The following is a 16,834-nucleotide window of genomic DNA, read 5'->3' as shown; positions in this document are numbered from 1 at the left end:
ATCAGACGTTGCGTAACGAGTGCAGCGTCGTACGGGCCAGCCGCGACCTACGGTGCTCGGCGCCCAGCCTGGCCTCCAGAATGGCGACGGCCCGTTCTGCCAGCGGTCGAGCGGTGGCGACCTGACCGAGATCCCGCATGATCCAGGCAATGGTCACCAGGTCGACGCCCACTTCTGGGTGGTTCGCCCCGAAAGTGGCTTCATGGATCGCCAGCGCCCGCCGGGCATAAACCAGGGCGATCGCCGTCTCCCCGACATCGTGCAGGATCCACGACATCGTGTTCAGGCTCGCCGCGGTCTCCGGGTGGCTGGAGCCGTAGCTTGCCTCGTTGATGGCGAGCGTTCGTTGTGCGTGGGGCAGGGCTGCCTCGGCGTCTCCGTGATCACGCAGGCTCCGGGCGAGCATGGTCAGCGCTGCGGCGACGCTGCGGTGGTCGGGGGCGTAGACCGCTTCGTAGATGGCGAGTGCCCGTCCGGCAAGGCGGGCCGCCGTGGCGGGCTCGTTCAGGTTGCGGACGATCCGCGCGAGCACGACGAGATCGTCGCCAACGCGGGAATGGTCGGGGCCGTACAACTGCTCGCCGAGAGCCAGCGCCCGTTCGGCGAGCGGGCCCGCGGCTGCCTGGTCGCCGACGGCTCGCAGGTAACGAGCCGCGAGGGAGAGCAGCTCATGCGCATCGCCGTTCGCGGCGCCGGGTAGGCGAATGTCCGTGACGGTGAGAACATGGGCGAACAGCCGGCTCCACCGGGCCCAGGACCCAGGGTCCAGCTCGATCGACTTCGGCAGATCGGCAACGAGCAGCTTGAGGGCGCGCGAATGGACCTGGTCCCGCGCCTCGCCCGACATCTCACGGCGGATCGCCGCCTGCACGAGACGGTGCATCACCAGCTGGCCATCCGACCGGCGAGCCAGGCCGAGGCCCACTGCGGCACCGATCGTCTGATTCCATTCCAGCGGATCCTGGACCGCGGTACGAAGCCGGTGGTCGAGGAGATGAGGGTGTCGGCTGATCATGTCGAGCGGGATGGGTTCAGCCGCGAAGACACTGCACAGTTGAAGCAGTTCGACGGCGGCGTTGCGCTGATCGGCCAGGGTGAGAAGTTGCATCGTCCAGAGCGTGGCGATGGCGACTCCGGGCCGATCGGAGACCTCTCCTTCGCCCAGCATGTCCTCGATGCGATTGCTCAGCAGTTGAAGATAGTGGGCGGGCGGTGTGCCGGTGAAGTCCATGTACGCGGCTGCCTGTTCCAACGCTAGCGGCAGGTCACCGAGCAGTTCGGCGATCCGCTGTGCGTCGACGTGCACGACGTCGGGCACTCGCGTCGTCAGCAGCCGCACGGATTCCCTGCGGTCGAGGACATCCACGTCGACCACCGGTCCGTGGGTCGTCCAGCCGCCCGTGCGCGTCGTGACGAGAACGCATCCGTTGGCGGCCGTCGTTCCTGCGGGCAGCACGGATCGCAGGTCACTCGGTCGTCCGGCGTTGTCACAGATCATGAGCCACGGGCGGTGCCTGTCGTGCAGCCGCTGAAAGGTCGCCTCGACCGCTCGGTCCGGCGTGATGTCGTCGATTCCCAGCTGGACGGCGAGGCTGAGGAACTGCGGCACCAACGACTCGGGATGTTCGGCGTCAAGGAACACCACCATGCGGAATCGATCCAGATGCCGATAGGCGTACTCGATGGCGATCTGGGTCTTCCCGACTCCGCCCAGGCCTCGTATCGCCTGCACACGCGCCGACCGGGATGACGTGAATGCCTTGTCGATCAGGCTGAGCACGTCCTGACGGCCGGTGAAGTTCGGGTTTCGGGGCGGCAATCTGAACGCGGTCGGACATGGGCTCTTGCGCTCGCCCGGAACGGTTGACGTATTGTTCTGCACGCGAATCGCTATGATCACGAGCGGGATGAGCAGTAGCAGGACGGTCCAGGGGTTGGTTCGGACGAGGTCGAGCGGACCAGGCCAGCGGCCCTGATCGGACGCTGCGTTGAACGCGAGATCGCCGACGAAGAAGAGGACCACTCCGGCGCCGATTGATGTGACGACGCGTAGCCTCTTGCGCACCATACGACGAACTCTATGCGCCACTGCCCAACGTAGACATACAGCTCCAACCGTGGTTGGCGTCAGGCCGGATGGCCAGCAGGATCATGGCGTCGCTGTCGCCACCTCGGCAACATGCCGCAGCTCTACTACGATGGGCGCGCCATCGGACGCCTTGCGGGGGAGCAGCGACATGTCCTGGGTAGAGGCGGTCCTGCGACGGCGACGCCGACAGCGAACGGTGTGGCGGATCGCGCTCGTGATGACGGTCGTAACCGCACTTGTCCTGTTCTTCGGCGGGCCGTTGTGGCAGCAGCACCGGGCCCGGCAAGACACGCAGGCGAACAAGGCCGCCCTCCAGGAGTACGCACCAGTGGTGAGACCAGCGATCCGTGCCCTGCTGGCATACGACTACCGCGACTTTGACGGCGCCGTGGCGCGTGGCCGGTCCTTCCTGACCGGTCCGTTCGCCGCCGAGTACACGGCCACCATGGCGTCGCTGCGTACGACGGCACTGGCGGAGCAGGTCGTCGTCACCGTGAATGACCCCAGTTTGAGCCTCGACAAGCGTGGGCGACAGCGGGCCGAGGTGAGGGCCTACGTGTATCAGGAGCGTCGTTCGAACCGCCTGGCCGGTGTCGAGAGCACTTACTGCGAGGTCCTGGTCACCCTCGAACGTGTCGAGTCGGGCTGGAAGGTGGCTCGGTTCGCCATCCAGCCGAATCCGAGAATCGTCCGCGTCTCGCCCACGAAGTAGACGCCCCGCCTGGACGGATCAGGCCATAATGGGGCGAAGCCGTCGAGCAGCTCGCGCTGGTCGACGGCGCGCCCCCATGACACGTGATCGCAGACCCGTTCTCCGGGAACCGGTCGACACCACGGCCATGCGAACAAGGGGGCGGACGATGGCACGCACGGTGGCGGACCTGATGGTCGCGACGCTGAAGGCGTCGGGCGTGCGCCGGATGTACGGCGTGCCCGGCGACTCCCTGAACGGCCTCACCGACGCGCTGCGCCGCGACGGCGAGATCACCTGGCAGCACGTGCGCCACGAGGAGGCCGCAGCGTTCGCCGCCGCCGGCGAGGCCACGGTGACCGGCGAACTCGCGGTCTGCGCGGGCAGCTGCGGGCCGGGCAACCTGCACCTGATCAACGGCCTGTTCGACGCGAACCGCAGCCGCGTCCCCGTGCTGGCGATCGCCGCGCAGATCCCGCGCGACGAGATCGGCTCCGGCTACTTCCAGGAGACCCACCCGCAGGACCTGTTCCGCGAATGCTCCGTGTACAGCGAGCTGGTCAGCATCCCCAGCCAGCTGCCGTGGGTCCTGCAGATCGCGATGCGCACCGCGCTGGCGCGCAGCGGGGTCGCCGTCATCGTCGTGCCCGGTGAGGTGTTCCTCGCCGACGCGCCGGCCGACGCCAAGCCGCTGTCCATCCGCCCCGTCATATCGATGGCACGGCCCGACGACGCCGCGCTCGACGCCGCCGCCACCGTCCTGAACGCCGCGCAGCGGGTCACCGTTCTCGCCGGGGCGGGCTGCGCCGGTGCCCACGACCGGCTCCTCGCCGTCGCCGGGGCGCTGCAGGCACCGGTCGTGCACGCGTTCCGCGGCAAGGAGTTCGTCGAGTACGACAACCCGTACGACGTGGGCATGACCGGGCTGATCGGCTTCAGCTCGGGCTACCGGGCCATGGAGCACTGCGACGCGCTGCTCATGCTCGGCACCGACTTCCCGTACCGCCAGTTCTATCCCGAGGACGTGCCGGTGGTGCAGGTCGACGTGCGGGGCGAGCAGATCGGCCGCCGGGTGCCCGTCGACGTGCCGCTCGTGGGCACCGTCCGCGACACCGTCGACGCGCTGCTGCCGAGGCTCACCGCCAAGACCGACTCGGCACACCTGGACCGGATGACCGCCCACTACCGCCGGGCCCGCAGCAAGCTGGACCGCCTCGCCGAGGCCAACGCCGACGACTCGCCACTGCACCCGCAGTACGTCACCGCCGTCATCGACCGGCTCGCCGCCGACGACGCCATCTTCACCGCCGACGTCGGCACGCCCTGCATCTGGGCCGCCCGCTACCTGCACATGAACGGCCGGCGCCGGCTCATCGGCTCCTTCAACCACGGGTCGATGGCCAACGCCCTGCCGCAGGCCGTCGGCGCACAGGCCGAACACCCGCGACGCCAGGTCGTCTCGCTGTCCGGCGACGGCGGGCTGGCGATGCTGCTCGGCGAACTGATCACGCTGCGCCAGATGCGCCTGCCGGTGAAGGTCGTGGTCTTCAACAACGGCGCGCTGTCGTTCGTGGAACTCGAGATGAAAGCCGCCGGCTTCGTCACCTTCGCCACCGACCTGGACAACCCCGACTTCGCCGCGATGGCAGAGGCCGCCGGGTTGTTCGGCGCCCGCGTGGACAAGGCCGGCGACCTGGAGGACGCACTGCGGGCGGCCTTCGCGCACCCCGGCCCCGCGCTGGTCGACGTGCGCACCGCCCGCCAGGAGCTGTCACTGCCGCCCAAGCTCACCTTCGGCCAGATCAAAGGCTTCACGCTGTACGCCACCAGGACGATCCTGTCCGGGCGCGGCTCCGAGATCGTCGAGCTCGCCAAGACGAACCTGCGCGACCTCGACGCCGAATGACCGTCCGCCCCGCAGCCCCGGCCCGGCCGCTGAACTGCGGGACAACCTGACCACAACCGCATCACAACCCCGGTCCCGTTCGCTGTGCGCAGCGGCCGGGACCACCGGCCCGTTCCCGGCACACATGCCGCGGCGCCCACCCGCCGAGGCAGAACGGAGTCCCCCATGCGCACCACGTTCAGGCACCTCACCCGCAGGATCGGCGTGCTCGGCGCGCTGACCGGCGTCGCGCTCGCGGCGGGCCTCGCCGTGAGCTCTCCGGCACAGGCCGCGACCACGCTGAAGGTCGCGAACGTCATCTGCCACGAAGAGACCGACGAGGTCGGCGACGACAGCCCGTACTTCCTGGTCTTCGCCGCCAGCACGACCAACCCGTCGGCGACCGCCTTCGGCAAGTGGGGCCCAGGCGGCTGGGACGCCGAGATCGCCACCGGCGACTCCTACAGCCCGAACGCCTCGATCGTCAGCGGGGTGGGCAGCAGCAGCTGGCGGCTCATCTCGCTGATGGTGGAGGAGGACTACGACAACGACCTGACCGCCGGTGAGATCGCCTGGATCGGCAACAACATGTTCAACCAGTACCAGATCTCGTTCTGGCAGCCGGCCTCCACCATGATCTCCGAGCTGCGCGCCACGCTGCGCAACACGACCGCCATGTACCTGTCCAACGACGACATGGTCGCCACGGCCAGCAGCACCATCGGCAGTTATGCCGGCTACGTCGGCGACGGCGGCTACTACCAGGTCAGGTACACCCTGCCCTGATCCCCGCGCCGCGACCCGGCCGGTGGTGGCCCGACGGCCGCCACCGGCCCGACGCGCTGGTCAGAGTTCGTCGAAGCCGATCTCCTGCATACGGCCGTCCGGCCCCCTCCGGTAGAGCCGCGGTGGCCCCATCGCCGCCCGGATCTGCGCGTACTCGGCCGCTCGGGCGGCCTGCTCGGCACCGGTGGGGTCGGTTACCCGGAAGCTGTGCATGTGCACGGTCTCCGCGGCGACGTCGGCGGGGTTCGGCATGCCTTCGATGACGAACCCGAAAAGTCCGCGCAGTGCGTCCTCGCCGAGTTCGAGCGGGTGGAACGGCAGCGGGTAGGGATCGCCGTCGCCGTCGGGCCAGTCCAGATCCGTTTCGACCGGATGCTCGCCGGCCCAGTAGGGCAGCTCGAAGTCGTACGGCTCGCCGATGTTCTCCATGATGCCGCTGTCCGGGGACAGGCTCAGCGACCTGACCAGCTGTCCGTCCTCCCAGACCGCGAAGCACAGCCAGTCGACGACGGAGTGCATGCCGTGCATGATGATGCGCCTGCCGGCGCCGAGGGCGAGCAGGTGCTCGGGCAGTTCCGACGGCAGGTCCAGGACGAGCCGCCGATCGCAGAAGATCTCCGCTCCGGCCAGTACGGTGGCATTCGTGACGTCGTCGGGCGGGTTGGTGTCGTCGAGGCTGGTCTCCGCGTCGAACTCGACCTGATGGCCGGGATGGACGCGGCGCACTGCCTGTTCGACCTCGGCACGCGCGGCGGGCAACGCGCCCAGCAGCGCCGGGCGGACCTCCCCGTCGACGAACGCCAGCAATGCCGTCTTCGCACCCATCACCACTCCAGGACTCCACCGGGCCGAGGTCACGTACCTTACTGCGGCGGTCCGACGTTCAGCGGGACACCGACACCCGCACCGGGTGCTCGGTCGGCTCCGCCCGCGGAGCAGTTGGATACCCTGGCATGATCGCGCCCGTGACGACACGTGTAGCCCTCATCACCGGCAGCTCCCGAGGACTGGGCCGGGCCATCGCCCGGCGGCTCGCCCGCGACGGCATGGCCGTGGCCGTCAACGCCCGCCGGGAGAAACCCCTCGCCGAGCTGGTCGACGAGATCCGCGCCGAGGGCGGCACGGCGGCCGCGTTCCCCGCCGACGTCACCGACGAGCAGGACGTCGCCCGGCTGGCCGAGGCGATCGGGGCGCAGCTCGGCCCGGTGGACGTGCTGGTGCTCAACGCCACCGGGCCGCAGCCCGAGGCGCGGATCGCCGACGCGGATCGGGCGGCTTTCGAGGCGCAGCTGGCGTTCTTCGTACACAGCCCGGTGCTGCTCGGGCGGGCCCTGTCGCCCGGCATGATCGCGCGCGGCTACGGCCGGATCGTGCACCTCGACTCGGAGGTCGCCGACCGGCCGCCGGTGGGCTGGTCGGCGTACGCCGCCGCGAAGAACGCCCAGCTCGGCCTCGCCCGCGCCTGGGCGCATGAGCTGGCCCCGCACGGCATCACCGTGAACAGCGTCGCGCCCGCGTGGATCCCGGTCGAGCGCCACGAGGGGTCCACGGTGGACGGTTACCTGGCCACGGTGCCCGCCGGGCGGATGGGCACGCCGGCGGACATCGCGCACGTGGTCAGCTTCCTCGCCTCCGAGGGCGCGGGCTTCGTCACCGGGCAGCGCCTCGTCGTCGACGGCGGCCGCAGCCTGCACACCTGAGTCGGCCGCTCCGCCGTTGTCGCACCGGATAGCCGGATTCGTCATAAAATCCGGTGATGTGGCCGCCGCGCGGACCGCCGTGCCGACCCGGCGCGCGGGCGGCGGGGGCACCGGGAGGCGAGATGGCTGCCACGGCCTCGACCGGCGTGGGCTCGGCGCACGAGCTGGACCTGTCATGCACGGTCAACGGCGAGCCGGTGCGCGTACGCGTCGACACCCGTGAGTCACTGCTCGACCTGCTGCGGGAGCGGCTCGGTGTGACCGGCCCGAAGAAGGGCTGCGACCACGGCCAGTGCGGCGCGTGCACGGTCCACCTCGACGGCCGCCGGGTCGTGTCCTGCCTGACGCCCGCGGTGCAGGTGTCCGGCGCCGACGTGACCACGATCGAGGGCGTGGCCGGGCCCGACGGCGAGCTGCACCCGCTGCAGCAGGCGTTCATCGACCACGACGCGCTGCAGTGCGGCTACTGCACCCCCGGCCAGATCATGTCCGGGCTGGCCTGCCTGGCCGAGGGGCACGCGGGCGACGACGACGAGGTACGCGAGTACATGAGCGGCAACCTGTGCCGGTGCGGCGCATACGCGGGCATCGTCGCGGCCGTGCGCGCCGTCGCCGAGCAGGGACGCTGAGGCGTGCGCCCGTTCGCGTACACGAAGGTCGAGACCCTCGCCGAGGCCGTCGACGCGCTGGTGGCCGCCGGTCCGCAGGCGCGGCTGCTCGCGGGCGGCACGACGCTGTACGACCTGATGAAACTGGAGATCGAGACCCCACCGGCGGTGGTGGACGTGCACCGGGTCGCCGATCTGGCCGGGTTCGACACCTCCGGCGACCGGGAGCTGGTGTTCGGCGCGGGCGCGCGGATGGCCGACGTCGCCGAGGACGGGCGGCTGCGCCGCGACTACCCGGCCCTGTCGGAGTCACTGTGGCGGGCGGCGTCGCAGCAACTGCGCAACATGGCCACCCTCGGCGGCAACCTGCTGCAGCGCACCCGCTGCCCGTACTTCCGGGGCGGGGAGCCGTTCGCCTGCAACAAGCGCCGTCCGGGCAGCGGCTGCGCCGCCCGGGAAGGCCTCGATCGCTCGCACGCGCTGTTCGGCGGGAGCGAGGCGTGCATCGCGGTGTATCCGGGCGACTGGGCCACGGCGCTGGTCGCGTTCGACGCCGAGGTGGACGTGCTCGGGCCGGGCGGGGCCCGCAGCCTGCCGCTGGTGCGGCTGCACCGCGAGCCGGGCGACACCCCGCAGCACGAGCACACCCTGGAGCCCGGCGAGATCATCCTCCGGGTCCGGGTGCCCGCCACCCCGGCGGGCCGCGGCTCGGCCTACCTGAAGATCCGCGATCGTGAGTCGTACGCGTTCGCGGTGGTGTCGGCGGCCGTCGCGCTGACCCTGGACGGCGACGGCAGGGTCGACGAGTGCCGCATCGCCGTCGGCGGCGTCGCCACCCGTCCCTGGCGCGTACCCGCGGCCGAGCAGGCGCTGCGCGGCAACGAGATCACCGAGGCCAGCGCCCGAGCAGCCGGGGAGGCCGCTTTCGCCGACGCCCGGCCGGGGCGCGACAACGCATTCAAGATCGAGCTGGGTACGCGTACCGTCGCCGACGCGGTGCGCCTGGCCGGAAGCAGGGCGGTCGCATGAGCCGGGAGCCCGTCGACACCAGGCGCGTCGACGCCCGCGAGAAGGTCACCGGCGCCGCGCTCTACGCCACCGACCTGCACCCCGACCAGGTCGCCCATGCGGTGCTGGCCACCGCGACCGTCGGCCGGGGCCGCATCACCGAGCTGGACGTCTCGGCCGCCGCCGCGGTCCCCGGCGTCCTGCTCGTGCTCACCCACCTCGACCGCCTGGACCTGCAGTCCCCCGGGTTCATCATGGGCGGCGGCTACGGCGTGCAGAGCATGCAACCCCTGCTCGACGACCGCATCGCCTACCGCGGCCAGGCCATCGCCATGGTCGTCGCCGAGACGCTGACCGCCGCGACCGAGGCCGCGAACCTGGTGCACGCCGCATACGAGCAGGAGCCGTTCGCGGTCACCCTCGACTCCCCCGGCGTCGAGCGGCTCTCCCAGCCTGCGGCCATCCCGCTGCCGTTCCTCGCCGACCTCGACGTCGGCGACGCCGAATCCGCGTACGCCGCCGCCGCGCTGCGCGTCGACGCCACCTACGACCAGCCGGCCCAGCACCAGAACCCGATGGAGCTGATCGGCGCGACCGTCTTCTGGCGCGGCGACACCCTGGTCGTGCACGAGGGCACCCAGAACGCCGGGGCCATCCGCAACGGCCTGGCCCGGCAGCTCGGCATCGACGCCGCGAACGTCGAGGTCATCTCGCCGTACACCGGTGGCGGGTTCGGGCAGAAGAACTCGCTGCAGATCCACATCGCGCCCCTGGCGCTGGCCGCCCGCAGGCTGGGCCGCCCGGTCAAGCTTGTCGTGTCCCGCACCCAGTTGTTCCACCACACCAGCTTCCGGCCCGCCAGCCGCCACCGGATCCGGCTCGGCGCCGACGAGCACGGCCGGATGCTCGCCGCCATCCACGAGGTCGAGCACCAGACCTCCCGGCACGACCTGTTCCCGCTGATGTACACCGAGATCACCTCCCGGATGTACGGCGTCCGCGACTTCCGCGGCCGGCAGACCTTCGCCCGGATGGACACCCAGAGTCCCGGCTTCATGCGCGCCCCGTTCGAGCAGCCGGCCGCGTTCGCGTTCGAGTCCGCCGTCGACGAGCTCGCCTACGCCGCGCACCGCGACCCGCTCGAGTTCCGCCTCGCCAACGACACCACCGTCGACCCGATCAGCGGCGAGCCGTTCTCGTCCCGCCACCTGGCCCAGTGCCTGCGCCGCGGCGCGAAGCGGTTCGGCTGGAGCGCCCGGCAGCAGCGCCCGGCGAGCATGCGCGCCGACGACGGCTCACTGGTCGGCTGGGGGGTCGCCGTCGGCGCATACCCGGGATCGATCGTGCCGTCCGCAGCGCACCTGGTGGCCGGCGCCGACGGGCGCATCCGCGTCGAGGTCGACGGGCACGAGATGGGCCAGGGCATCCGCTCCACCATCGCCATCCTGGTCGCCGAGAACCTCGGCGTCGGCGTGCACCGCATCGACATCGTCATCGGCGACACCCGGGTCGCCGCGCAGCACCTGACCGCCGGGTCCTGGGGCACCGCGTCCACGCTGGGCGCCGTGCAAGCCGCGCTGCGAGCGTTGCGCGAGCAGCTCGGCGCGGACGCCACCGGCCCGGTGGACCTGGCGGCCGCCGTCCGCGCGACAGGCCGCGACCACGTCGAGGTCCGCGCCGAGACGCTCGGTCCCGGCCAGACCGAGCAGGACATCGAACGCGCCCGCCGGGGCCACCCCGCCCTGTCCGGGCCGGAGTTCCCCGGATACAGCACGTTCAGCTGGATCGCCCATTTCGTCGAGGTGCGCGTCGAGCCGAGCACCTGCCGCATCCGCGTGCCCCGCGTCGTCAGCGTCGCCGACTGCGGCCGCGTGGCCAGCCCGGTCACCGCCGCCAGCCAGGTACGCGGGGGCATCGTCTGGGGCATCGGCGCGAGCCTGCGTGAAGCCGGCGAGGTCGATCCCCGCTACGGCGGTTTCCTCAACGCCAGCCTCGAGGAATACCCGGTGCCGGTCAACGCCGACATCGGCACCCTCGACGTCGACTTCATCGGCGAACCCGACCTGCGCTTCAGCCCGGTCGGGGTGAAGGGCCTGGGTGAGGTCAGCATGGTCGGCGTCGCCGCGGCGGTCGCCAACGCCGTCTTCCACGCGACCGGTGTACGCCACCGCCGCCTGCCGATCCGGATCGAGGACGTGCTCGCCGGGGCGAGCCCACCGGCGTAGGCGGCTTCGCCGACGCTGTGCGCCGCCTGTGATTGCTGGACGTCGCCTGCGCACAATCCACGCAACCGGGCACGGAACCGCCACGCCCGCGTCCTTCTGCCAGGACTGCCGGAGGTTCTCTGGGCGCTTCGTCGAGGAACACGCGTCAGCGTCGGAGACTCACCGATCGCAAGGAGGCGAACCTCATGCTGAAGTTCTCGAAGAAGACCCTGGTCACCGTTGGTGCGGCGGGGGTACTGGCGCTCGGCATCGCGGCACCCGCCGCGGCGTGGGCCGCCGAGGGCAGCGGGTCCGCGTCCACCGGGACCGCATCGCGGGGCAAGGACGACCAGCGGGCGGAGCATCAGCAGAAGCTGTCCGCGGCGCTCGCCAAGGAACTCGGCATCGACCAGGCCAAGGTCGCGGCCGCACTGGAGAAGGTGCAGTCCCAGCTGCGCCCGGACGGCAAGACCGGCACCGGCAAGACCGGGGACAAGACCGCCGACCGCACCCAGGCGCTCAAGGACCGGCTCGCCGCGGCGGTCACAACCGGCAAGCTGACCCAGGCCGAAGCGGACGCGATCATCAAGGCGACCGAGGCGGGTGTCCTCGGCGGCCACGGCCACTCGCCGGACCGCACCTCCTCCAGCAAGTCCGGCAGGTGACCCGGCGGGCGGCGTCCGGCGGGGGGGTATGCCGGACGCCGCCCGCAGGCCTAACCGGGGGGCGAGAAGGCGCTCATCCCGTCACCGTGGGAGCGAAGAAGCGTGCGCGTGCACCCACCAGGCGAGCGGCAGTGCGATCAGCGCCACCGCCTGGATCGCGAGCAACGCCGCAACGATGCCCCAACGGTCTGCCACCAGGCCGGCTCCCAGTGCGGCGACCGCGTAGAGCACGCTGCCGAGCAGCGACGCAAGTGAACCCATCGTCGCGCGCTCCCGGTCGGTGAACTCGCGCTGCAGCAACGTCTGCTGGGCGATCGTCGACATGCCGTAGGCCGGTGACCCGAGCAGCACGGGCGAGAACAACGTCGGCTTGACCAGCGCCACGAAGTTCGCCACGTTGTCGAACAGCTCACCGAACAGCAGCGTGCGGGCCGCGCCGACCCGGCCGATCACCCAACCGCTGACGCGGAAGCCGACGAAGGCCACGCCATGGCCGAAGGTGCGCCACAGGCCCAGTGCCCAGAGCGGCCACAGCCCTGCCACGAAAACAGGCGACAACTGGGCCGCGCTTTCGCCGCTGTAACGAAGCGCCGACACCAGAGTCATCCGGCGCAGCACCGGATTACCGCGGATGCCGCGCAGCGCCGATCCGAGATGCGCCAGCACGTTCGATTCCAGCGGGCCGTGCACCCGCGGTTCCCGGACCCGCAAGGCGAGGAGCACGCACAGCACCTGCGGCACGACCGACAGCACGACCACCGTACGCAGCGACCACGCGCCGGCGACCACGCCGCCCACGGGTGCCGCCAGTGCGAGCGCGATCTGGAACATCGAGTTCACCCGGCCCGAGTGCCGGGGGAACTCGTCCTCCCGGCCGGCGGCGAGCAACGTGTCGTAGAGCAGAGACTCGTTGTTGCCGCTCCACAGTGCGGCCGCCAATCCCTCCAGCACAACAGCTGCCAGGAGCAGGCCGTAGCCCGAAGCGCCGGCGTACCCGAGATGGGCGGCCACCATGACGACCGCACCGGCGATCATCGTGCCGCGTCGGCCGAGGCGGTCGGAGAGCACCCCGGTAGGGACTTCAAAGGCTGCCGAAGCCAGCTTCTTCGCCGCCAGGAGGCTGGCGGCAGCGGTGTACGAGCCGGTGACCTGCGCGAAGTAGATGACCATGATCGGCCCGTACATGCGGAAGTCGCCGAAGAAGTTGAACCAGCTCAGCAGGCGGACATTCCGGTTGACAGTCTGATCAGCGGGGTTCGGAGCAGGCGGCGCCGACCTCGACCGTTGAGATCTCCTGCCGAACGGGGCAGCGCTCAGGCGTTCGACCAGGACACGTGCACGGAGCAGTGAAGAATGACGAGCGGACACAGCAGAACTCCCGGAAAGGCGAACGGAGACGCCAAACAGCGCCAAGGGCCGGTGACACGTGTCACCTCGCCCCGGCGACCGGGATGTGTGCTGACTTTGCTGCTACACGTGCGGCGTCAGAAGCCTGCGACCGCGGTCACCAAGGGGCGATCGGAAGCTCCGGCCATCGTCTTGGACATCAGTGCTCCCCAATTCCCCCGGCGGACGGTATTCCGCAACAGCTCCCACTCTAGTGACCGGAGGACCTACGTGTCACGGACACATCGGAGGGTGAACGGCGGGCGAGCAAGGGAAGGCTTCCGCATCCGCGGCACCGCGTGAACCCGCGACTACGAGGCCAACCGCTCACGCGCGTGGTTACCGGCGCCGGTCGGTTCGACACCAGGTTCGGGCTGGTTGATCTCGGCCCACACGGCATCGAGGGAGAGGCCGAGGACATCGGCGATCGCGGCGATGGTCGGGAAGGCGGGGGTCGCCACGCGGCCCGACTCGATCTTTCGGAGGGTCTCCGGCGAGACACGGGCGTCGAGCGCGGTCCTGAGCATCGAGCGCTCGCTCCTGGCACGACGCAACAGGGCACCGAGGCGCTGTCCGCGCTCGACCTCGGCGGGGGTGAGGGGCAACCTGACCATGACTGGGATTATAGTACCGGGATAATATGGCCGGGATAGTTATTGGTGCATGAGGAAGGCGCTCTTGTGATCGAGATCTTGAACCCCACCGAACTGCCCCGGGCGAGGGAGGCAGGCGCGCTGGTCGCCGAGATCCTGCAGACGCTGAAGAGCCGCAGCGCAGTGGGCACCAACCTGCTGGACATCGACCGGTGGGCCCAGCGCATGATCGTCGACGCCGGAGCGCTGTCCTGCTATGTCGACTACGAGCCGTCCTTCGGACGCGGGCCGTTCGGCCACTACATCTGCACATCCGTCAACGACGCCGTGCTCCACGGACGGCCATACGACTACAAGCTGGCCGACGGAGATCTGCTGTCACTCGACCTCGCCGTCTCCCAGGGCGGCGTCGTCGCAGACTCAGCCATCAGTTTCCTCGTGGGCGACTCACGACCCCCGGAGAGCGTCGCGATGATCGGCGCGACCGAACGCGCGCTGCACGCAGGGATAGCCGCTGCCGTGCCCGGGGCTCGCATCGGCGACATCTCCCATGCCATCGGCTCGACGCTCGCCGCAGCGGGGTATCCGATCAACACCCAGTTCGGAGGTCATGGCGTCGGATCGACGATGCACCAGGACCCGCACGTTCCGAACACCGGACAGCCCGGTCGTGGCTACCGGCTGCGCCCTGGGCTGCTGCTGGCGCTGGAGCCGTGGGTCATGGCGGACACCGCTGAACTCGTCACCGACGCCGACGGGTGGACGCTGCGAAGCGCGACCGGCTGCCGGACCGCGCACAGCGAGCACACGATCGCCATCACCGGCGACGGAGCCGAAATCCTCACCTTGCCGAAGCAGGCGCACGCGTGAGAGCGGAGCCACGCGTGGCAGCACGCGGAAGTCGTCGCTCGCCACGGCGAGCAGCGGCCTGACGACCGGGCTGCCGACGGTCAGTCGAGTGCCGGCAGGTCCACGGAGAGCACCCGGGCGCGCACCTGAAAACCGACGCTGTCGTACAGGCGGCGGGCGTGGTTGCCGTCGGCGACCTCCAGGCCGAGGCGCGGCAGCCCGACCGCGCGGGAGCCGTGCATCGCGTGCAACAGCAGCACACGGCCGAGCCCGAGACCCTGCGCCCGTGGCGCGACGCCCAGGTTGAGGATCCAGGCGCAGTCGTCCTCGGTCCATGGCACGGGCCCTGCGCACAGCACGTGGCCGGCGCTGCGTCCGTCGGGGTCGGCGACCCGTGCCGAGGCCTCGGCCAGCGGCGGCACCGGGTCGCCGTGCTCGAACATGGACTTGATCTGGGTGGTGTCGCTGTCCTGCCACCGGCCGTCGGGGTGCTCCGGTCCGTACGCCGCGGAAAGCCCTTCGGCCAGGTCGTCGTCCCAGCCGCCCGGCCGCAGCGACCAGCCGGCGGGCGTCGGGGGAAGTGGCGGGAGCCCGGCCAGGTCGTGGTGCATTTCCGTGGCGGCCCGGCGCAGCCGCAGGCCGCCGTCGACCAGCGCGCGGGCGAGCGCGTCGTCGGGCGTGGTGAGCCGGCGTCCGGCGAGGTCACGGCGGGCCTGTGCGGCGACCTGAGCGAGGTCGGCGCCGGGCAGGGGCCGCACCCGCTCCGCGAGCAGGGTGCCGTCGTCGTCGCGCAGGCGCAGCCGGGCGAGCGGGGTGCCGTCGTCGGCGTGCAGCAGTGTGGTGACGGTGTCGCCGTTCTCGGAGCGCAGTGGCATTCCGGAACCCTACCGGGGTTGATCTTCCACGGTTCGGCCGGACGACGTCCTCGCCGGAGTTCCGGCGCGCCGCGCGCTGATCAGATCCGGCCTCCCGGCACGCTCAGCCAGGCCCGTATGCCGTCGAAGGCGTGCGGACCGTTGTCGTCGGTAATGGTGTGGGCGAGGTCGGCGATGGTCGTGTCGCGTAGCGCCGCCCGCCAGGCCTGGTCGGCGGCGCCCATGGCGCGGGCGATCGGGCAGGGCCTGGTGCAGGCCTCCGCCGGGGTGGCGAGCGGGCCGCGCTGGCGGATCTCGGTGCACACGAAGGCGGGCTGCGCGCCGTCGACAGCCTCGACGACGTCGAGCAGGGAGATGTCCTCGGGTGCCCTGGTGAGCACATAACCGCCCGATTTGCCCTGCACGGAGCGCACCAGACCGGCCCGCGAAAGGTCCTGGAGCTGCTTGGCTAGGTAGGTGCCGGAGACGTCGTGCAGCTCGGCGAGCCGTGCCGCGGGCACCGGACGGTCCGCCACGGTGAGCACCACGCAGCAGTGCAGGGCCCACTCGACGCCTGAGGACATTTTCACAGTTCCAGTGTACTCGTGACTCGGATACATTCTGTCCGAGTAGAGTCTCGGACAAGAATCATCCGAGTTTGCGAACGGGAGTAGCACCATGAAGATCGTCATCATCGGCGGGACCGGCCTGATCGGCAGCAACGTCGCCCGGCGGCTGGTCGCGGCAGGCCACGACGTGCTGGCGGCCTCGCCCAGTACCGGGGTCGACACCATCACCGGAGCGGGCCTGGCCGAAGCGCTCAAGGGCGCGGACGTCGTCGTCGACGTCGCCAACTCGCCGAACTTCGAGGACAACGCCGTGATGGAGTTCTTCCGGACGTCCTGCGGCAACGTGATGGCCGCCGAGAAGAACGCCGGTGTGCGGCACCACGTGGCACTGTCGATCGTCGGCGCGGACCGCATTCCCGACAGCGGCTACATGCGCGCGAAGGTCGCCCAGGAGGAGCTGATCAAGGCCGCCGGCGTGCCGTACACGATCGTGCGGGCGACCCAGTTCTTCGAGTTCGCCAGTGCCATCGCGCACGGCGGCGCCCGCGGCGACGCGGTCCACCTGCCGCCGGCGATGATGCAGCCGATCGCCGCCGACGACGTCTCCGCCGCCGTGGCCGAGGCTGCCATCGCCGAACCGGTCAACGGCAGCATCGACATCGCCGGCCCGGAGAAGATCCGCCAGGACGACCTGGCGCGCCGGCTGCTGGCCGCCGAGGGCGACGTACGCGAGGTGATCACCGACCCCGAGGCCACCTACTTCGGCGCCGCGGTGACCGACACCTCCCTGGTGCCGCTCGGCGAGGCTCACCTGGGCAAGACGACCTTCGCCGACTGGCTCGCCGCCCACCAAGCCGCCTGAGCGGCCCCATGCCGTGGGGGGGCCGGGCCCGCCGGGGCCCCCCCCGCGGCCCCCACCGCCCCCCCCAAGGGGGCGACCGCCATGC

General features: G+C 70.8%; 16 protein-coding genes. 10 read left to right on the top strand and 6 right to left on the bottom strand.

Annotation, left to right across the window (positions count from 1 at the left end; genetic code table 11):
• Position 1: 1 nt before the first annotated feature.
• Complete coding sequence (gene fxsT / locus FLL47_RS13160; protein WP_144120793.1) at positions 2-2,068, bottom strand: FxSxx-COOH system tetratricopeptide repeat protein; 2,067 nt, start codon at positions 2,066-2,068, stop codon at positions 2-4.
• A gap of 217 nt (positions 2,069-2,285) precedes the next feature.
• On the opposite strand from fxsT, the gene FLL47_RS13155 reads away from it, so the two are divergent.
• The 3 genes from FLL47_RS13155 to FLL47_RS13145 all read left to right on the top strand — a co-directional run bounded on the left by FLL47_RS13155 (position 2,286) and on the right by FLL47_RS13145 (position 5,451).
• Complete coding sequence (locus FLL47_RS13155; protein WP_144120792.1) at positions 2,286-2,801, top strand: hypothetical protein; 516 nt, start codon at positions 2,286-2,288, stop codon at positions 2,799-2,801.
• A 148-nt stretch (positions 2,802-2,949) separates the two neighbouring features.
• Positions 2,950-4,686, top strand: a complete 1,737-nt coding sequence (poxB, locus tag FLL47_RS13150; protein ID WP_144120791.1) for a ubiquinone-dependent pyruvate dehydrogenase — start codon at positions 2,950-2,952, stop codon at positions 4,684-4,686.
• A gap of 165 nt (positions 4,687-4,851) precedes the next feature.
• A complete protein-coding gene (locus tag FLL47_RS13145) occupies positions 4,852-5,451 on the top strand; it encodes a hypothetical protein (protein WP_144120790.1) in 600 nt (199 codons plus the stop codon).
• A 60-nt stretch (positions 5,452-5,511) separates the two neighbouring features.
• Here FLL47_RS13145 and FLL47_RS13140 read toward each other — a convergent pair whose 3' ends face one another.
• On the bottom strand, positions 5,512-6,276 hold the full coding sequence (locus tag FLL47_RS13140) for a DUF6928 family protein (RefSeq protein WP_144120789.1): 765 nt from the start codon (positions 6,274-6,276) through the stop codon (positions 5,512-5,514).
• A 140-nt stretch (positions 6,277-6,416) separates the two neighbouring features.
• On the opposite strand from FLL47_RS13140, the gene FLL47_RS13135 reads away from it, so the two are divergent.
• From FLL47_RS13135 to FLL47_RS13115, 5 genes are all read left to right on the top strand, one after another.
• Positions 6,417-7,151, top strand: coding sequence for an SDR family NAD(P)-dependent oxidoreductase (locus FLL47_RS13135; RefSeq protein WP_246157869.1), 735 nt, complete (start codon positions 6,417-6,419; stop codon positions 7,149-7,151).
• Between the two features lie 122 nt (positions 7,152-7,273).
• Entirely contained in the window at positions 7,274-7,780 is a 507-nt protein-coding gene (locus tag FLL47_RS13130) for a (2Fe-2S)-binding protein (protein ID WP_144120787.1), read from the top strand.
• Positions 7,781-7,783: 3 nt separating this feature from the next.
• Positions 7,784-8,788 carry an FAD binding domain-containing protein gene (locus tag FLL47_RS13125; RefSeq protein WP_144120786.1) on the top strand — a complete coding sequence of 335 codons (1,005 nt, stop codon included), beginning with the start codon at positions 7,784-7,786 and terminating at the stop codon, positions 8,786-8,788.
• Positions 8,785-10,992 (top strand): xanthine dehydrogenase family protein molybdopterin-binding subunit, encoded by a 2,208-nt coding sequence (locus FLL47_RS13120; protein ID WP_144120785.1) that lies wholly within the window; start codon positions 8,785-8,787, stop codon positions 10,990-10,992. Before FLL47_RS13125 ends, FLL47_RS13120 begins: the two co-directional genes overlap by 4 nt.
• A gap of 185 nt (positions 10,993-11,177) precedes the next feature.
• The gene (locus FLL47_RS13115) at positions 11,178-11,636 is read left to right on the top strand and encodes a hypothetical protein (RefSeq protein ID WP_144120784.1); all 459 of its coding nucleotides are present in this window, start codon (positions 11,178-11,180) and stop codon (positions 11,634-11,636) included.
• 81 nt (positions 11,637-11,717) lie between these two features.
• Here FLL47_RS13115 and FLL47_RS13110 read toward each other — a convergent pair whose 3' ends face one another.
• Positions 11,718-13,004: an MFS transporter gene (locus FLL47_RS13110; RefSeq protein WP_281286704.1), complete on the bottom strand. Its 1,287-nt coding sequence runs from the start codon at positions 13,002-13,004 to the stop codon at positions 11,718-11,720.
• Positions 13,005-13,333: 329 nt separating this feature from the next.
• The gene (locus FLL47_RS13105) at positions 13,334-13,636 is read right to left on the bottom strand and encodes a helix-turn-helix domain-containing protein (RefSeq protein WP_144120782.1); all 303 of its coding nucleotides are present in this window, start codon (positions 13,634-13,636) and stop codon (positions 13,334-13,336) included.
• Positions 13,637-13,702: 66 nt separating this feature from the next.
• Here FLL47_RS13105 and map point away from each other — a divergent pair, with 66 nt between their 5' ends.
• Positions 13,703-14,485 carry a type I methionyl aminopeptidase gene (gene map / locus FLL47_RS13100; RefSeq protein ID WP_144120781.1) on the top strand — a complete coding sequence of 261 codons (783 nt, stop codon included), beginning with the start codon at positions 13,703-13,705 and terminating at the stop codon, positions 14,483-14,485.
• Positions 14,486-14,565: 80 nt separating this feature from the next.
• Here map and FLL47_RS13095 read toward each other — a convergent pair whose 3' ends face one another.
• Together FLL47_RS13095 and FLL47_RS13090 are read right to left on the bottom strand one after the other, a co-directional pair.
• Positions 14,566-15,339: a GNAT family N-acetyltransferase gene (locus FLL47_RS13095; protein ID WP_144120780.1), complete on the bottom strand. Its 774-nt coding sequence runs from the start codon at positions 15,337-15,339 to the stop codon at positions 14,566-14,568.
• A gap of 80 nt (positions 15,340-15,419) precedes the next feature.
• A complete protein-coding gene (locus tag FLL47_RS13090; protein ID WP_144120845.1) occupies positions 15,420-15,902 on the bottom strand; it encodes an RrF2 family transcriptional regulator in 483 nt (160 codons plus the stop codon).
• A gap of 94 nt (positions 15,903-15,996) precedes the next feature.
• Between FLL47_RS13090 and FLL47_RS13085 the strand changes: the two genes are divergently transcribed.
• Positions 15,997-16,749 (top strand): SDR family oxidoreductase, encoded by a 753-nt coding sequence (locus FLL47_RS13085; RefSeq protein WP_144120779.1) that lies wholly within the window; start codon positions 15,997-15,999, stop codon positions 16,747-16,749.
• Positions 16,750-16,834: the final 85 nt, after the last annotated feature.

The organism is Catellatospora sichuanensis (assembly GCF_007483665.1).
GTDB lineage: Bacteria > Actinomycetota > Actinomycetes > Mycobacteriales > Micromonosporaceae > Catellatospora > Catellatospora sichuanensis.
The sequence above is the reverse complement of the archived record's forward strand: the minus strand, read 5'-3'. Positions and strand labels throughout refer to the sequence as shown.